12 protein-coding genes and 1 pseudogene are annotated in these 17,666 nt (G+C 63.7%); 7 read left to right on the top strand and 6 right to left on the bottom strand.

Features of this window, described 5'->3' with window-relative positions; translation table 11 throughout:
* Positions 1-174 precede the first annotated feature (174 nt).
* Positions 175-417, bottom strand: coding sequence for a DUF1344 domain-containing protein (locus tag HB777_03265; GenBank protein ID QND63034.1), 243 nt, complete (start codon positions 415-417; stop codon positions 175-177).
* A gap of 444 nt (positions 418-861) precedes the next feature.
* Between HB777_03265 and HB777_03260 the strand changes: the two genes are divergently transcribed.
* Positions 862-1,356, top strand: coding sequence for a YegJ family protein (locus tag HB777_03260; protein QND68634.1), 495 nt, complete (start codon positions 862-864; stop codon positions 1,354-1,356).
* 13 nt (positions 1,357-1,369) lie between these two features.
* On the opposite strand, the gene HB777_03255 is transcribed toward HB777_03260, so the two are convergent.
* Both HB777_03255 and HB777_03250 read right to left on the bottom strand, forming a co-directional pair.
* The gene (locus HB777_03255; GenBank protein QND68633.1) at positions 1,370-2,338 is read right to left on the bottom strand and encodes a DUF3137 domain-containing protein; all 969 of its coding nucleotides are present in this window, start codon (positions 2,336-2,338) and stop codon (positions 1,370-1,372) included.
* 280 nt (positions 2,339-2,618) lie between these two features.
* Positions 2,619-3,647, bottom strand: a complete 1,029-nt coding sequence (locus HB777_03250; GenBank protein QND63033.1) for a CapA family protein — start codon at positions 3,645-3,647, stop codon at positions 2,619-2,621.
* 106 nt (positions 3,648-3,753) lie between these two features.
* Here HB777_03250 and HB777_03245 point away from each other — a divergent pair, with 106 nt between their 5' ends.
* Positions 3,754-5,010: a hypothetical protein gene (locus HB777_03245; protein QND63032.1), complete on the top strand. Its 1,257-nt coding sequence runs from the start codon at positions 3,754-3,756 to the stop codon at positions 5,008-5,010.
* Here HB777_03245 and HB777_03240 read toward each other — a convergent pair.
* Genes HB777_03240 through HB777_03230 form a run of 3 tightly spaced genes read right to left on the bottom strand, consistent with a single transcriptional unit; the run spans position 5,007 to position 9,563 of the window.
* Complete coding sequence (locus HB777_03240; GenBank protein ID QND63031.1) at positions 5,007-5,939, bottom strand: hypothetical protein; 933 nt, start codon at positions 5,937-5,939, stop codon at positions 5,007-5,009. The genes HB777_03245 and HB777_03240 overlap by 4 nt on opposite strands.
* Entirely contained in the window at positions 5,939-8,638 is a 2,700-nt protein-coding gene (locus HB777_03235; protein ID QND63030.1) for a hypothetical protein, read from the bottom strand. The genes HB777_03240 and HB777_03235 overlap by 1 nt, the downstream gene beginning before the upstream one ends.
* A gap of 55 nt (positions 8,639-8,693) precedes the next feature.
* On the bottom strand, positions 8,694-9,563 hold the full coding sequence (locus tag HB777_03230) for a protein-L-isoaspartate O-methyltransferase (protein QND63029.1): 870 nt from the start codon (positions 9,561-9,563) through the stop codon (positions 8,694-8,696).
* Positions 9,564-10,078: 515 nt separating this feature from the next.
* On the opposite strand from HB777_03230, the gene HB777_03225 reads away from it, so the two are divergent.
* The 5 genes and pseudogenes from HB777_03225 to HB777_03205 all read left to right on the top strand — a co-directional run bounded on the left by HB777_03225 (position 10,079) and on the right by HB777_03205 (position 17,645).
* A complete protein-coding gene (locus HB777_03225; protein ID QND63028.1) occupies positions 10,079-11,680 on the top strand; it encodes a DUF2778 domain-containing protein in 1,602 nt (533 codons plus the stop codon).
* A 254-nt stretch (positions 11,681-11,934) separates the two neighbouring features.
* Positions 11,935-14,980: pseudogene (gene uvrB / locus HB777_03220) on the top strand (excinuclease ABC subunit UvrB).
* A gap of 391 nt (positions 14,981-15,371) precedes the next feature.
* Entirely contained in the window at positions 15,372-16,892 is a 1,521-nt protein-coding gene (locus HB777_03215) for an ABC-F family ATP-binding cassette domain-containing protein (protein QND63027.1), read from the top strand.
* 136 nt (positions 16,893-17,028) lie between these two features.
* Positions 17,029-17,328 carry a HigA family addiction module antidote protein gene (locus tag HB777_03210; GenBank protein ID QND63026.1) on the top strand — a complete coding sequence of 100 codons (300 nt, stop codon included), beginning with the start codon at positions 17,029-17,031 and terminating at the stop codon, positions 17,326-17,328.
* A gap of 143 nt (positions 17,329-17,471) precedes the next feature.
* A complete protein-coding gene (locus HB777_03205; GenBank protein ID QND63025.1) occupies positions 17,472-17,645 on the top strand; it encodes a hypothetical protein in 174 nt (57 codons plus the stop codon).
* Positions 17,646-17,666: the final 21 nt, after the last annotated feature.

Raw genomic sequence — 17,666 nt, 5'->3', positions numbered from 1 at the left:
AAGGGATAGCGCGGCTCTTTGGCAAAAACCATAGCGAAGCCGTCGGGACAGCGTTCCGCCTGGCATCGAGGGGTGGAGTGCACGAAAGTGGCCGGCTCCCGGAGGAACCGACCAGAATTGGAACAGGGTCTGAAAACTGCGTCAGCAGGTCTGCCGACGCACGGCGCTTACGCCCTACGAAGCCTTCTTGATCGACGTCACGATGCCGGTCTTGTCATCGACAGTCACCGCAACCTTGGCACCGACCTTCAGTTTCCCGATCGTCGCTTCCGGCGACAGCTGGTAGATCTTGCCATCGTCGAGGGTGATCGACTTGGTCGTCGGGTCAACGGCCTGGATGGTGCCCTGAACGGTCGCGGCATACGCCGTGCCGAGGAAGGCGAGCAGAGCGGCTGTGGTTGCGAGGGTCTTCTTCATTGCTAAGCACTCCGTGCTGTTTCACTTTTCCGGACCGCCGCCTTGGCAAACGACAGCACCGGACGGCCCGAAACTGGAACGGAAAGCGCTCCCTCCGCAAATCACATTGAGTGAATTTTCGCAAACAATATCATAGGCTTAATTCCGACACATTGCTTGCTGCCGACATCATTTCCGGCCGCTTCGGCTCCCCCGATGGGCGCACTTCTGTCCGCGAAAAGAGTCGTTTAGCCGGATTGTGGCGGGCGGTTTCGATCACGGCGCGGCCGCCGCAATCCGTCTCGATCGGCATCACGAAACAGACTACCGACCGATCATCTCTACACATTTTGTTTCATGGATCAGCTCAAACTCGCCACTCCGAAGTGGATGAAACTCGCGCTCCGGTTGCAAATCGGGAACGGATACACGATGGTGCGCCGTTACGATGAAGGGGGGCCTTCCATGAAACTTGCAGTCCGGACCATGATGTCCCTGATGCTCGCGCTTGCTCCGGGATCGGCCGGCGCACAAGGCGCGGATCCGGGCGACGACAAAACGGTTATCTTTACTCCCGACGATCCGGAGATGGCGGCGGCGACCGCGCAGGCGCTCGCCAGCCTGGACGACTTCCTGGCACTGTCCGAGGCTCCTCCCTCCGACACAGACAGGTTCAAGTTGAAGGTCAAGGTGCGGGACGGGAATGTCACCGAACACTTCTGGGTCATACCGTTCCGCCGCACCGAGACCGGATTTGTCGGCATATTGGCAAACCAGCCGGAGGAAGTGCACAACGTCGTCCTCGGCCAGAACATCGAATTCACCAGGGACGACATTTCCGACTGGGGATACACACGCGGCGGGCGCCAGGTCGGCGGCTTCACCGTCTGCGTCATGTTCAACAAGATGTCGAAAGAGGAGGCGGACTATATGCGCGGCAAATACGGCTTCGACTGCTGACGGCTCGGCCCGGTCACCCCCCCTCGTCCTTCGCGCCGATCTTGCGCACCAACGCCGCCGTAGCCAGCATCGCGCCCATGTCTGATATCATCGGCGCGACATGCGTGGTGTAGTCGAGCGGCACTGAAATATCCGGCAGCTCGAAGAAGTTCTTCGTCTGTGGCAGCAGCAAGAAACCATCGCTGCCGTTGAGCGCGACGCGGGCCGGGTCGTCCGGCCAGGTTTCGCCAAGCCATTTCAGCGCCTGCGCCAGCCGGCCGCTCACCAGTGGCTGTGCCGCCCCGAGATTGTCGGTTCGGAACTCGTAGGCGGCATCGAGCAAAGCATCGCCGCTGGACAACTCTTGCAGCTTGCTGGCGAAGATGCCGCGAAAGAAGCTGATGACCGCGTTTGTCCGCCGCGTCGCCACCAGCATGCCCGGGAACGGCGCGATCGTCTCAAAAGCGACGATGACGCCCTGGAAGGCGGTCGACGAGCCCTTGCCCGACCCTTCCCGCAGATGCGCCTCGTAGAGTTCGAACGGAAACCCTTCGTAGCGGCCCGCCACGATGTCGTCGAACGCCTGCCGGTTGAACGGACCGACCGCCGTGCGTGGCAACCGGTCGAAGGAATTCGGCGTCACGCTATGCTGGTAGCGCATATCCGCGATGAAGCCGAAGATGATCGGCAGCAGCGTCTCGCGGAACGATTGCTGCAGCCGCGTCGCCGGTTTCCTGGCCTGGAAATAGAGCACGATCGAAGCCGCGAAGCCGATGACGTAAAGAAACACATGCGGCGTCGAGAACCATTGCTCGTAGGGGTCGGCGACCTTGTTGAACAGCCAGGCGACCAGCACCACGGCCACCAGCACCAGCCCGACGAACACCGGCACCCGCCACCGCACCTGCCGGACCGCCGAGGCCCTCGCCGCTTCATAGGCCTCGATGTCTTTCCGGATGCCGGCGATGACCGTCTCGCTCGGCATGAAATCCGCTGTTTCCACCGCCACCCCCCACTGCCTGACTATGCTCATGATAGCCGGTTTTGTTCGATGTATCGACTGCAGCGCCTCTTCAACAAATGTTCGCGCCGCCCCTCATCGCCCTGCCGGGCACTTCTCCCCGTAAACGGGGCGAAGGACGCCTTCCTTGGTGATTTCGCCAATCATCAACGCTGGGAAAAAGTGCCGACGATGCGATCTGCGGGCTTCTCCCCGTTTACGGGGAGAAGGTGCCGGCAGGCGGATGAGGGGCGGCGCGACGCTTGAGGTAGGACTCACGCCGTTAAGAAAAGATCGCACCCAGCCGCCCCCCAACCTTCCTCTTCATCGCGCCCTGCAGCGCCTCCACCGACACCAGCCGCTCATGATCCCCGCCTCGCAAGCGCACAAACGGATGCAGCCGGTAGGCCGCAATGGCGCCGCGCGTGTCGGCATCGGCACTGACGTCCACAACGAAAATCCCGCCGATGCGACCCGGCCACGGCTGGCGGGCAAAGGCGGTGCCGAGGAAATCGCCAAGCCCGTAGGCGACGATCGTCCTGTCGATCCTTTCCAACGGCTGCACGACATGGGCGTGATGGCCAGCGATCAGCCCGACGCCCTGCCCGGCCAGCCGCCTGGCCAGCACCCGCGTCTCGGCGCGCGGAAAATGCCGGAACTCCCAGTCCCAATGCGGCACGGCGCAAAGAAGATCGACACCATCGCGCGACCAACGCGCCGGATCACTGTCCATTGATACGCGCCCCGTGAACACGCTTTCATCGGCGTTGCGCCACAGCGTGAAGGCGGCAAAGCCGATATCAAGCGGTCCGACCTGGACAGGCACCACCGGACCGTTGGCAACGAGGCCCACCGTCCGGATGCCGAGCCGCTGCAACGCCGCGACCGTCTCGTCGAAGCCGGCGACGCCCTGGTCGAGCACATGGTTGTTGGCCAGCGACAGCACGAGCTTTTCGCGCGCAATGCCGACCGCCGCCAGCGCCTCGGCCAGGAACCGCTCGCTCATCGCGTGATGCGTGCCGAGCCTCGTGCCCAGCGCCGCACTTGCTCTGTCCACAACAGGGCTTTCACAATTGCCGATCACCAGATCGGCAGCGCCGAGCAGCGCCTTGACTTCCGGATCGCAATCCGGCGCGCTGCGGTTGGCCACCGCCGAGATGTCGCCGACGAAGGCAAGCCGCACCGTCCGCTTCGGCGACGGATCCATCAGCGTTCCCGCCATCGGCGCAAAGTCTCGTGCGTCGCCGACGAGCGACGGCTTCACGAAACGCGGCAGCCAGGACAGCTTGTAGGAAAGCGGATAATTCGACACGCGGCGCCCAATTGTTTGCCCTGTGTAGACCGTCCGTGGGGCGGGTTGAAGCGCGACGCTGCAAAAGGTGTATATTTGCTCTGCGCGACAAATCTTGGGGGAAAAGATGACACGACTGACATGCCTGCTGACATCCGCTTTCATGCTGATTGTGCCCCTGTCTTCCGCGTCGGCGGCAATGCCGGAAGCGGCAACCGCACTGTTCGAGGCGAAGACCGTGGCCGTGCGCGACACCGCTCTCTCGACGCTGGAGGCCGCCGCGCCAAAAGACCCGGCATCAGCCTACGCCGCCGGCGCCGGCGAGTTCTTCACGGCATTGGAGATCCTGGCCAGCGGCCTGCACCGGCATGGCTTCGAGAGCCCGCAATCCTTCATGCTGCCGCTGATGCGGCTGCCGGTGCCCGACAATCCCAATCCCGAGCCGCTGACCTATGAGCAGTTCCGCGCCATCCTGGTCGGCTTCCGCGACCGGCTGGAAAAATCCGCCGCCACGTTTGCGTCGGTGCCGGCGGACGCCGATATCGGCATGGCGATCGACCTCACCCGTACCGGCATCGACCTCAACGAGGATGGCACCATCGCGCCGGACGAGAGCATGGCAGCGATCATCGCCTCGTTGTCACGCGGCGGCATCTCGTCGGACGCCGCCGCCCCCACACTGACATTCCGCTTCGACCGCGCCGACGGCTATTGGCTGCAGGGCTATGCCGAGTTTCTGATGGCGCAGGCCGATTTCTGGCTGGCGCATGATTTCAGGAGCACTTTCGACGGTTCCTTCCACATGCTGTTCCCGCGCGCCAAGCTGCCGTTGCAGGATATTCTCGTGCCGCCGGCCAGCGACATGGGCAGCAGCATCTTCGCCTCGGAATGGCGTATCGCCGATTTCATCTCGCTGGTGCATCTCGTCAACTGGCCGGTGGTCGAACCGGAGCGGAGGCAAGCGGCGCGCCGCCATCTGCTCGAGATGATCCGGCTATCGCGCGAGGACTGGAAGGCGATCCGCGCCGAGACCGACAATGACCGCGAATGGCTGCCGGGACCGCAACAGAAGGGTGAAAACCCGCTCACCGGCCTCGAAGTCGGCGAAGACCAGGTCCAGGCCTGGCTCGCCGCCCTGACCATGGCCGAGGATCTGCTCGAAGGCCGCACGCTGCTGCCGCATTTCCGCATCACCGGCAAGGGCATCAACATGAAGCGCTTCTTCGACGAGCCAAAAAACTTCGACCTCGTGCTGTCGATCACCGGCCCGGCCATCGCGCCCTACCTCGAAAGCGGCGAGATCCTGACCAGCGACGATTTCGACCAGATCCAGCGCCAGTTCGGCGGTGGTGGTTTTTTGACCTTTGCGCTTTGGTTTAACTAACGCGCAAACCCATGCAGCCGGCTCAGCAGCCATTGCAATGGATTGGCGACGAAGGCGCGAGTGACGAAGCTGTCGTGGGCGGCATCCGAGGCGAGGAAGGCGATGGTGCCGGCTTCGAGGCTACGAGGTGCGTCGGAATTGGCCTTGACGCCCTGGCTCGCCAGCAACCGTCGAATCTCCGCATTGCCGGAGGCCGATGACTGGCCATAGGCGCTGACGAAAAAACTCTTCCTGTGGCGCACGATCCAATCAGCGAAAATGTCGGCTTCGTCGAAGACGGCGTCGAGCAGGATGACGCCGAGCAGCCGGCCGCTGACGTCGCCATTCTTGAGCACGAAGGCGGCCGGGTTGTAGCCGCCGCTATAGGCGACCAGCACCACCGGCATGGCGTCGAATTTTGCCGCCTTGGCGCCGGTCAGCTTGGCCAGGCCATGTGCCGCCTCGGTCATGAACCCGGCAAAATAGCCCGGCGTCCAGAAATTGCCGGCGCTGGAATCCTGCGCGTTGCTGGCAAATTGCGGCGCCACCAGCACGGCGTTGAGGCCGGACGCCTCGACCTGGGCGACGACCCGCTGGCGGCCGACCACATCGCGCTGGAGGATCGCGCCATTGCCATGGAAGAACACCACGATGACCGCCGGCCTGGCGGGATCGAAGCCGCGGGGCACCGCCAGCAGCGTCGAGCGGTCGGAATAGGTCTCGTCTTCCCAATAGATGCCCCCGCGCGGCGAGGTGTGGCCATGCCGGCCATTGGCGGTCACGTCGAGAAAAGGCCCGGAACCATCCGGCAGCTTGCCTCCGTAGGGAAAGGGCGATGTCTTGAACGGCACGATCGTCGATATCGCCTTGCGCAAGCGCGCGCCCTGGCTCGCCACCGGAAATGCCGCCGTAGCCAGCAAGCCAGTGACGATGGCGCGCCGGTCGGGCATCAGGCCGTTACCAGCCGGACAGAAGGCGCCTTCGACGGCAGCAGCACGGCAAAGAAGGCCGGGATGGCGACGAGATAGGCGATGGCCGCCCATTGCAGCACGGCGCTGAGGCCGAAGCTGGTGGCGACGATCGGCACCGCGGCCGAGCCGATCACCGAGAAGCAGCCATTGATGCCCCAGGCCCAGACGAACAGATGCTCCTTGCCCAGCCGCGCCAGCCAGGTCATGGCGGTGGCCATCGGCATGCCCATCAGGAAGGCCGGCGGCGACACCAGGAGGAAGCAGAGCAGCAGCCGGACCGCATAGGGATAGGCGCCGATCCAGTCGAGCACCGGCGACAGAGTGAAGCCGCACGCCAGCAGCAGCACGCAGATCGCCAGCAGCACCACAGGCAGCAGCGTCCTGGCGCGGTCGAAGATGCGCTCCGCAAACAGGCTGCCAAGGCCGGAAAACACCAGCATCGACGAGATCAGCACCGAGGCCGATACGGTCGGATTGGCAAGCGCCACGGTGAAGCGGCTGATCAGCCCGACCTCGACCATGATGTAGCCGAGGCCGAGGCAAGCGAAATAGAGGATGGTGCCGAGCTTGCCGCGCGAGCGCGAGAACACGATGCGCCAGCCGAAAAGGACCGGCAGCAGCACCAGCGACGCCGCCGTGATGCAGGCAATGCCGAGCGTCGCCCAGATCAGCAGATAGCCCCAGTCATCCTGGAACAGGTCGAGCCTGTCCAGCGTCCGCGGCAGGTCGGCGACCTTCACATAGGCGGCGAAATAAGGCTGGTCGTTGCTAAGCGCATGTGCGTCGAAGACATAGTCGCTGGCGAGCTTCTCCCAGCCGCCGGTCAAAAGCGCGTGCCAGGCCATGCGCTCCAGCGCCGTCGCAGGCAGCACCTGCGGACCGGCATCGCCGCCAGCACCAGCGCAGGTATCGAGCGTCGGATCGGCGGGCTCCGTTGGATCGCAGTCGGGGTTCATCGGGGCGGTCGGATCGGCCGGCGCCGTCGCGTCGGGCTGGGTCAGCGTCGCGTCTTCGCCGCTGCCGAAGATCGAGGCGCGATAATCGTCGAGGATCTTTTGCGCCGCCGAGCCGTCATAGGCCATGCCGGGGTAATAGATCTCCTCCCACGACATCGACCTGGTGTAGTCGCGCAACGTCTTGATTTCCGCCTCGGTGAAACCGCCGCGCTTGAACAGCACCGTCGTCGTCGACAGATAGCTCGACACGGCGAAGATGTCATTGGCAGCACCTTGGCTGTCGAATGTCCTCGCCGCCTCGGCGATGGTCGAATAGAGCTTCAGCACCGATTTCGGCGGCTCTTCCTTGTTCCACAAGGTCACCGACAGCACGCCGCCATCGGCCAGCGCTTGCATGTAGCTCAGCATCGCCTCGCGCGTGTAGGCATACTTCTCCGAGATGGCGAAGCCGCCCGGATTGGACAGGCCGACGCTGTCGGCGAGGCTGAGATCGATGACGTCGTAGCGCTCTGTCGTGTTGGCGAGGAAAAGACGCCCGTCATAGTCGATCACCTTGAGGCGCGGCTCGGCCAGGATGTCGCCGGTGACGTCCCTGAGGATGGGGTCGCGGAACGCCCGCAAGGTCATCGGGTTGCTTTCGGCGACAGTCACCGAGGTCGAGCCGGCATCGAGCGCGGCCTGCGTGGAGATGCCGCCGCCGAACTGCACGACGAAGGTCTTGGGTCTAGCCTTGATGACATAGGGGTAGTGCATCGGCAGATAGCGGAAATAGACCTGCTCGGCTGGCGCCAGGTTGCGCATGATGCCTTCCGGCCCGTCGCCGTCCCGATACATGCCGACATAGGTGTTGGCCGGAACCTCGGGCATGCCGAAGGCGGCATTGTCGCTCAGGCCCGGCGCGAAATGCATGTAGGAGCTGGCATAGACCTGCAAATCGCCGAACGGCGAGACGCCGCGGTAGATGCGCTTGCCGTCCGGGAAGTTGCGGGCATAGGCGACGCCCTTGTACTGCGACACGGCGATATCGGGAATGCCGAGCAGGCCGGGCAGCATGAGATAGCCAGCGATCGACAGCGCTGCCACGACCGCGCCGGCGACAACGCTCTTCCAGGCGCCGAAGGCGGAGAACCATAGCAGCGAACCGGCGGCCCACAACAGCAGCGGCACGACGATGATGGTTTCCGGCGAGAACAGATACATTGACACCAGAACGACGAGGCCTGCGAGCCCCGAGCCGGTGAGGTCGGCGAAATAGACGCGGCCGAACGCCGTGCGGCTTTTCAGGAAGACGATGCCGAGGAAGAACGCACCGGCCAGGAACGGCAGGAGGTAGAGCAGGAAATTGGCCAGCAGCCGCCATTTCTGCTCAGGGTCGGAGACCAGGAAGATGGCGTTGAACGGCACCGTCTGGGCGATGAGATTGGAGCCGACGGCAAGCGGGCCGATCAGCAGCAGGGCTGATGTGGCGGCCCCTTGCCAGTGCTTGTCGAACCAGTCCTTGCCGGCGAAGATGACGACGCTGGACAGCGAGAAGCCGAGCATTGCGAGGCTGACCACCAGCGAGCCGAAATGCGACCAGCTGCCGACGGCGAACACCCGCATGACCGATATCTGCAACGCGATGATGGCGCCGGCGATCAACCCGACCGCAAGGTAGTGCGCGAGCCGCGGCGCCTCCAGCGAGGCTATGCTTGGTCGAGAGGTCGATACGACGGCTGCCATTCAGGCCCCTTGATGCAGCGGTTTCAGCTCGGCAGGCTTGGACCGGCGCGGCAACTCAGCCGTTGTGCGTGCCGACGATCTGGTCGCCTTCCATCTTGGTAAAGGGCACGAAAGGCACCACCTTGCCATTGTAGATATCCGAGCGGACGATGTTGAACGTACCGTCGGCAAGCTGCTGCTTGATCACCTTGAGCACATGCTGGGCGCCCGGCGGGCCGACCGGAATGACCATCACGCCATTGGGCTTTAGCTGTTGCAGCAGCGATGGCGGAATGTGGTCGATGCCGCAGGTGACGATGATCTTGTCGAACGGGCCGACGCTTTCCCAGCCATAATAGCCGTCGGCATTGCGGCTGGTGACCGAGCCGAACACGCTGTAGCCGCGATCGATCAGCGCGTCATAGGTGCGGCGGGTGCGCTGCGCCAGCGGGTTGATGATCTCGATCGTGTGCACCTTGTCGGTGAGATTGGCCAGATAGGCCGACTGGTAGCCGGAACCGGTGCCGATCTCGAGCACGGCTTCGCCGAACTGCACGTCGATGACCGTCGTCATGCGCCCGACCAGATGCGGACCGGAAATCGTCACGCCATAGCCGATATCGAGGAAGGCGTGATCATAGGCACGCCCCAGATTCTGCGGCAGCACGAACGCTTCACGCGGTGTGGAAAGGAAGGCGCGCTTGTTGCGGTCGTCCAGCACGTCCTTGTTGTAGACCATGATCTGGAAGCGATCGAATCGCTCAGCCAGAAACTTCGGATCCTCGCCACGATTGGCCACCATCCACTCGATGAACGCCTTCTTGTCGTTCACCGGCACCTCGGCGTTCCGGTCGTAGGGCACTGGCAGGGCAGCCCTGACGGCGCCTGGAAGAATGGAAAATGCCGCCGCCGCCCCCGACAGCGCCAAGAAATCCCGACGCTTCATGGAAAAAGCCTCCCAAAGTGGCCTTTGCCACCCCAAAACCCAGCACTTGATCCGATTGCACCGCCTCCCAAAACGAGTCAATGGCCGTCAGGAGACGGCCGTCCGGGCGGGAAATTTGTGGCAGGAGGGCAACAGTTTTGCGGGTGCCGGGCGCCTTTTAGGCAATTCCGGCTGGCAGTCGCTGCGCTGCAGGTACCACTGCAGGGCACTGCGAAAAAATTAGCAAGGGCTGTTTTGCTTGACTCGGCTGTCAAAAACAGGCAGCAAAACTGGGTCGGAAGGGCGACAACACCACTTTCCTGGCCGTGGATGAGGCCTCATTTGGCTCAAATCCACATCTCGTCGTTGGTTTTGAGAGGGATTGATTAACCAACTTTGTCCATATTTTGAAGCAATCGGCAACCAACGACAGGCGCGGCAAACGCGTCGGGGACCACCTGGGATCACTCGCAGAATGGTCGTCGCGGCTCACAAGGCCACGTACGGGGAAAACCGATTGGAGCGAGATTGGTTGCATGGCGTTGTCGAGTAAACAAAAAATAATCTGGGAACAGCGTGAAGGCGGCGAGTTCGTCGGTGCACCGCGTTCCTCTTCCTTCAACGCTGGCCGGGTCGTCCGCTGGATCGCACTGCCTTGCGCCAGCACTGCCATCGGCCTTTGGCTGATCGGCACCATGGCTGGCCTCAGCTCCGTTGGCGCCTCGCTCTCGGCGACATCGGGTGGCCTGCCGCAGACGCTGTCGATGTCGGGATCGCTCGCCCTTGCCGATCCGCTGAAACAGCATTTCTTGAAAGCACCCTTCGTGCTGGCCAATGCCCATGGCGGCGCTCAGGCGCTGCATGACCATGCCGTCCAATGCGGCGCCAGCTGCTTCAAACTGGCTGAGGTGAGCCCTCTGGCGGAGAAATCCGCGCGCCTTGTGGCGCAGGCAAAGCCGGTACCCGCCGTTGCAAAATCGAAATCGCAGGAACGCTTCGAACGCATGGAAGCGTCGCTGTCGCCGAACAGGCTCGCCGCTGCCTTTGCCGGCGCCGGAAAACCTGTGGTCGCTGCCGACACCCGCCCGGTGATTTCCACCGTTGCGCCGCAAATTACCGAGGCGTCGCTAGTGCCATCCGTCCAGGTCATGGCCAGCCTGTCGGATGACATGCCGGCTCCGGCGGCGGAACGCTTCGCTCGGCTGAACACCGGGTCCGCCGTCGTACAGACTGCGCCAGCGCCGATGGGCTTTGCCCAGTCGGAGACGCCGGATAATTCGCAGCTGGCGCTTGCCCTCCTGGAGTCGCTGCCAGCCGACGACGAGGCGTTTGCCTCACCGCTGCCGATCGAGGAATCGCCGGCTGATGTCGCGGTTTCGCCTGTCGAAACCCAGCAGGACCAACCCGGCGATGCAGCCTCGCTGCCGGGCGCGCTGACCGACGATGTGCCGTTGCCGACCCGCCGCCCGCAGTTCGACGCGCCGCAGCAGCCCAAAATCGTGCAACAGCAGTCCAAGCCCATTCAGCAGCCGAAGCCGGCGCGCGAGACGGTTCAGCCGGCCCAGCCTTCCCAGCCGGCAAAGCCGGGGCGTCAGGGCCGGCCGGCCGATGGCGGCGACGTGCTGGCCTATGCCAAGCCGGACACGCCTTCGGGCGGCCTCGGCAAGGCATTCAGAAACCTGTTCAATTCGCCGGGGTCCAGGAGCGGAGCCAGCAATGGCGTCGCCGTTTACGACATCAGCGCCGGGACCGTCTACATGCCTGACGGCTCGAGGCTCGAGGCGCATTCGGGCATCGGCGCCATGGCGGATCAGCCGCGCTATGCCGACCAGAAGAACCGCGGACCGACACCGCCCAACACCTACAATCTGTCGCTGCGCGAGTCGCGCTTTCATGGTGTGGAGGCCTTGCGCCTGACACCGGTCGATGGCCGCAACAAATACAATCGCGACGGCCTGCTGGCCCATACCTACCTGCTTCGGGGCCGCTACGCCCAGTCGAGCGGTTGCGTCGCCTTCAAGGACTATGCGCGCTTCCTCGCCGCCTTCAAGAAGGGCAAAATCAAACGCCTCGTGGTGGTGCCGCGCCTGAACGGATCGCCGACCCGCGTTGCGGCGGACAACGCACGCGGCGCCTGATCCTTCAGGGCGGGCACGCAACCACCGTCTCCTCCTGACAGCCTTCTGTCAGGAGCCGCATCTAGCGAAGCGGCTCACCTCATCCCACTCTTTCCATTTTGGCCAGGAAATCCCATATTCGGGACATGGCCAAATCTCCCGATAAGAAAACGCCGCCGACGGCGAATGACGACCGCGCCGCACCGAAGCGGCGCAGTCCGCTGACCGATTTCCTCGACGCCTCGGAGCCGCTGCATGGAGGCGGCTTCGCCGAAATGCCGCAGCCAGAGTTCTCGGGCACGCCGCTGACCGGTTCGATCGCGGATTGGGCCGAGCAGATCGAGCAGGAAGCCGAAAAGGAAGGACGTCTTGTCGGCAAGGGCGACGGCGGCAAATCGCCGAAGCCGTCGAAGAAGATACCCGAGCGCTCAAGCTCGCCGGGGCGCAGCTCGCGCGGCACCTCGATGGGTGGCGCGGCGTCAGCCAGGGAGCGCACGGCAGCCGGCCTCAATCCGGTCGCCGGCCTGGACATTTCGCTGGAAGACGCCGAGACCATGGCCTCTGGCAGCGTCACCGCGACGGTGGCCGCGCTGTCGGCGCTGATCGAATCCGGCAATCCGCTGCACAAGGACGGCGTGCTGTGGACGCCGCACCGCCCTGCCCGCCCAGAAAAGTCCGAAGGCGGCATTGCCATCAAGATGGTGTCGGATTTCGAACCGGCCGGCGACCAGCCGACCGCGATCAAGGATCTGGTCGAAGGCGTCGACAACAACGACCGCACCCAGGTGCTGCTCGGCGTCACCGGTTCCGGAAAAACCTTCACCATGGCCAAGGTGATCGAGGAGACACAGCGCCCCGCCTTGATCCTGGCGCCGAACAAGACGCTGGCGGCGCAGCTCTATTCCGAGTTCAAGAAATTCTTCCCCGACAACGCCGTCGAGTATTTCGTCTCCTACTACGACTATTACCAGCCGGAAGCCTACGTCCCGCGCACCGACACCTTCATCGAGAAGGAATCCTCGATCAACGAGCAGATCGACCGCATGCGCCATTCGGCGACGCGTTCGCTGCTCGAGCGCGACGACGTCATCATCGTCGCCTCTGTGTCGTGCATCTACGGTATCGGCTCGGTCGAGACCTACACGGCGATGACCTTCCAGATGCAGATCGGCGACCGGCTCGACCAGCGCGCTCTGCTCGCCGACCTCGTCGCCCAGCAATACAAGCGCCAGGACATCAACTTCGTGCGCGGCTCGTTTCGCGTGCGCGGCGACACGATCGAGATATTCCCGGCCCACTTGGAAGACCGCGCCTGGCGCATTTCGATGTTCGGCGACGAGATCGAGCAGATCACCGAGTTCGATCCGCTGACCGGCCAGAAGACCGGCGAGCTGAAAAGCGTCAAGATCTACGCCAATTCGCACTATGTGACGCCACGCCCGACGCTGAACCAGGCGATCAAGTCGATCAAGGAGGAGCTCAAGCACCGGCTGGTGGAACTGGAACGGGCCGGCCGCCTGCTTGAGGCGCAGCGGCTGGAGCAGCGCTGCCGCTTCGACCTGGAGATGCTGGAGGCGACCGGCTCCTGCGCCGGCATCGAGAACTATTCGCGCTATCTCACCGGCCGCCAGCCGGGCGATCCGCCGCCGACGCTGTTCGAATACATTCCCGACAATGCGCTGGTCTTCATCGACGAAAGCCATGTCACCGTGCCGCAGATCGGCGGCATGTATCGGGGCGACTTTCGCCGCAAGGCGACGCTGGCCGAATACGGCTTCCGTCTGCCGTCCTGCATGGACAACCGGCCGCTGCGCTTCGAGGAATGGGACGCCATGCGCCCGCTTTCGGTCGCCGTCTCGGCGACGCCGGGCGGCTGGGAAATGGAGCAGGCCGGCGGCGTCTTCGCCGAACAGGTCATCCGCCCGACCGGGCTGATCGATCCGCCCGTCGAAGTGCGCCCGGCCAAGAACCAGGTCGACGATGTCGTCGGCGAGATCCGCGACACCACCAAGGCGGGCTACCGCACGCTGGTCACCGTGCTGACCAAGCGCATGGCCGAGGACCTGACCGAGTATCTGCACGAGCAAGGCATCCGCGTCCGCTACATGCACTCCGACATCGACACGCTGGAGCGCATCGAGATCCTGCGCGATTTGCGCCTCGGCGCCTTCGACGTGCTGGTCGGCATCAACCTTCTGCGCGAAGGCCTCGACATTCCCGAATGCGGCTTCGTCGCCATTCTCGATGCCGACAAGGAAGGCTTTCTACGCTCGGAAACCTCGCTGATCCAGACCATCGGCCGCGCCGCCAGAAACGTCGACGGCAAGGTCATCCTCTATGCCGACCAGGTCACCGGCTCGATGGAGCGGGCGATGGCCGAAACCAACCGCCGCCGCGAAAAGCAGGTGGAGTGGAACGAGGCCAACGGCATCACGCCGGAATCGGTCAAGTCGCGCATCTCCGACATTCTGGATTCGGTCTACGAGAAGGACCATGTCCGCGCCGACATCTCGCAGTTCACCGACAGCGCCGGCGCCATGATGGGCAACAATCTGAAGGCCCATCTCGACGCGATGGAGAAACAGATGCGCGATGCCGCCACCAATCTCGACTTCGAGAAGGCAGCCCGCATCCGCGACGAGATCAAGCGGCTGCGCGAGATGGAACTGTCCATCTCCGAAGACCCGCTGGCCAAATATGCCGACATGGAAAGTCCCGCCTCAGGCCGCGAAAAAGGCAAGCACAACAAGGGCGTGGCCAAACATCGGACAGCAGAGGAGCAGGAGCGTTTCCGCAAGTTCGACGAAGCACGCGCCGCCGAAGAGGCGGCCAGGGCTGCCCGGCCCAACCTCTTCCGCAAGCCTGATCTCGACGAGATGGGCGCCGATGGCACGGTGCCGGTCAAGAAGCCGCTGTTCGCCAAACCCTCGCTCGACGCCATGGGGCCGGGCACCGACATGCCGACGCCGGCCGGCGCGGTATCGCGCTCGCTGTTCAAGAAACAGTCGGCCGAAGAGGCACACGGCTCCGACTTCGGCATTCCGGGCGACCCGGCCAAGCCGCTGTTCAAAAAGAATTCGCTGGATGAAATGACCGTGCGGCGCACGGAAAAGCCGGTCGAAGGAAAGGTGCCGGCCAAGCCGCAGCCAATCTCCCCCTCGTGGGGGAGATGTCCGGCAGGACAGAGGGGGCGCGAAGGAACGCACCGATTCCGCCAAGCCAATCGTCCGTCAGCGCGCCGGCATCGGCTCCTACGAGGACCCGGGCGACGCCCGCCGCGAAAAGCGCCGACCTGGGAAGACTGGGCGGCCTGGGAAGTAGTTCATTCGAAACGCCGGCGGGACAGCGCCCCCCTCTGTCCTGCCGGACATCTCCCCCACGAGGGGGAGATTGGCGGCTTCAGCGCATCACTCCCTCTTGGACCAAGCCCTTGCCACCATCCCCGCCTTTGGTGTAATCGCTTCCGCACACTCAACGTCTTGTCTTGAAAGGAGGGCTCACGTGTTCGATTTTTCTCGTCACCATCGTCAGCGTGGCCCGATTTCTGCCCTGCGAGCTAGCTTGCAGGGCTGACCAGGGACGGTCCGGGTTTTTCCCGCTTCGATTTTTTGGTCTGCCCTTCGTGGTGCCGCAACGCCGAGCCTGATGGCCAGCACGCGCACCGTCAAAGTGCACCCGGAGTTGTTTCCGGCAAGACCAGAGAAATCAAAAAATGGCCCTGATCAGCCTCAAATCCCTCGGCGTCACCATGAGTGCGCCGCTGTTTGCCAATCTCGACCTCACCATCGGCACCGGCGACCGGCTCGGCATCGTCGCCGCCAATGGCCGCGGCAAGTCGACCTTGCTGAAATGCCTGACCGGCGAGATGGAGCCGACCTCCGGCGACATCACCCGCACGCGCGGCCTGCGCGTCGGCCATGTCGAGCAATCCGTTGCCCCGGCTCTTCTCAGCCGCAGCTTCCATCAGGTGGTCGCCGACGCCTTGCCGCCCGAGCAAGCCGACAGCGAGATGTGGCGCGTCGATGTGGTTCTCGATTCGCTCGACGTGCCCGAGCCGATGCGCGAACGGCAAATGCAGGCGCTGAGCGGCGGCTGGCAGAGGCTGGCGCTGATCGCCCACGTCTGGGTCACCGATCCGGACGTGCTGCTGCTCGATGAGCCGACCAACCATCTCGACCTTGCCCGCATCAGCCAGCTTGAGATCTGGCTGAACACGCTGCCGCGCGAGGTGCCCGTCGTCATCGCCAGCCACGACCGCGCTTTCCTCGACGCCGCCACCAACCGGACGCTGTTCCTGCGCCCGGAGCAGTCGCCGGTGTTTTCGCTGCCCTACTCCCGCGCCAGGCAGGCACTCGACGAGGTCGACGCCTCGACGGAGCGCAAGTTCCAGCGCGACATGAAGGTGGCGCAGCAATTGCGCCGGCAGGCGGCCAAGCTCAACAACATCGGCATCAATTCGGGCAGCGACCTGCTGACGGTCAAGACCAAGCAGCTCAACCAGCGCGCGGAAAGACTGGAGGAAGCGGCGAACCCCGCGCACCGCGAAAAGTCGGCGGGCGCGATAAGACTGGCCAATCGCGGCACCCACGCCAAGGTGCTGATCACGCTCGACGATGCGGCCGTCGAAACGCCCGACGGCACGCTGCTGTTTCGGACCGGCAAGCGCCACATCTGCCAGGGCGACCGCATCGTCCTGCTCGGCCGCAATGGCGTCGGCAAGTCGCGCTTCGTCACCTTGATCCGCAATGCCATTGTCGAGCCGGACACGGTGCGGAATGTGAAGGTGACGCCATCGACGGTGCTCGGCTACAGCGACCAGGCGCTGTCGGGCATCAGCGGCGACGACACGCCGCTGGCGATGGTCTCGCGCCGCTACGATGTCGGCGAACAGCGCGCCCGATCGCTGCTTGCGGGCGCCGGCGTGGTCATCGAGATGCAAGAGAAAAAGATCGGCGTGCTGTCGGGCGGCCAGAAGGCGCGGTTGATGATGCTGGCGCTGAGGCTCGCCAATCCCAACTTCTATCTGTTGGACGAGCCGACCAACCATCTCGACATCGATGGCCAGGAAGCCCTGGAAGCGGAACTGCTGGCGCATCAGGCAAGCTGCGTGCTCGCCTCGCACGACTTCATCCGCGCCATCGGCAACCGCTTCTGGCTGATCGAGAAGCGGCGGCTGATAGAAGTCGAGGACCCGGAGGATTTCTTCCGCTCGGTCGCCGAGGCGGGTAGTTGAGGGCTTGGCGATAGAACCTACGAAATTCCAGCCTGTCGATGACGGGCCCGAATTTCGTATCATTGCGTGAGACGTTTTCTTGCGTTTCGCAACGTATCATATGAAGATACGTCGGCAGCAACAGATGATGGGTTCAATGCTGAACATCAATCCCCCGATCCATCCCGGAGAAATCCTCCGCGAGGAATATCTCGTGCCGCTTGGCCTGAAGTCTTACACGCTGGCCAAGAAGCTGCATGTGCCGCGCACGCGCATCGAGCGCCTGGCCAGCGAGATGACCCCAGTAACGCCCGATACCGCGCTACGCCTTGCGAAATTTTTCGGAACCACGCCGCAGTTCTGGATGAACATGCAGGCGAGCTACGACCTTGCCGTGGAGGGAGAGGCCAAGAAAGCCGACCTTGAAACGATCGAGCGATTGGAAACCGCTGCTTGATACAAGCTGCTCCACCGCAGTCCGCATCGAGCCGCCTGTAGTGGCTGCGACAAAATTTTCAGCGGTCTGTCGGATCGCCTGAATCTGCCGCGTCCTTGGGATGCCGACACAATGATGCCGGCTTCAACCGAGGACAAAGCATCATGTTCACCCTGTCATCCATAGGCCGCATAACCACCCGCTACATGCAAGCTCGCGCCCGCCATCGCAGCGAGCGCGCCCTGCTTTCGCTGCCGATCGAATTGCGCAAGGACATCGGCTGGCCGGAAATCGTGACCGACGCGCAAAATGGCCCACGTATCCGCAGGGCTCCCTGACCCATGCAGCCGGGGTACCAG

Origin of the sequence: Mesorhizobium loti (assembly GCA_014189435.1) — a bacterium.
GTDB classification, from domain to species: domain Bacteria; phylum Pseudomonadota; class Alphaproteobacteria; order Rhizobiales; family Rhizobiaceae; genus Mesorhizobium; species Mesorhizobium loti_G.
This window is presented reverse-complemented; position numbering and strand designations above follow the sequence as displayed.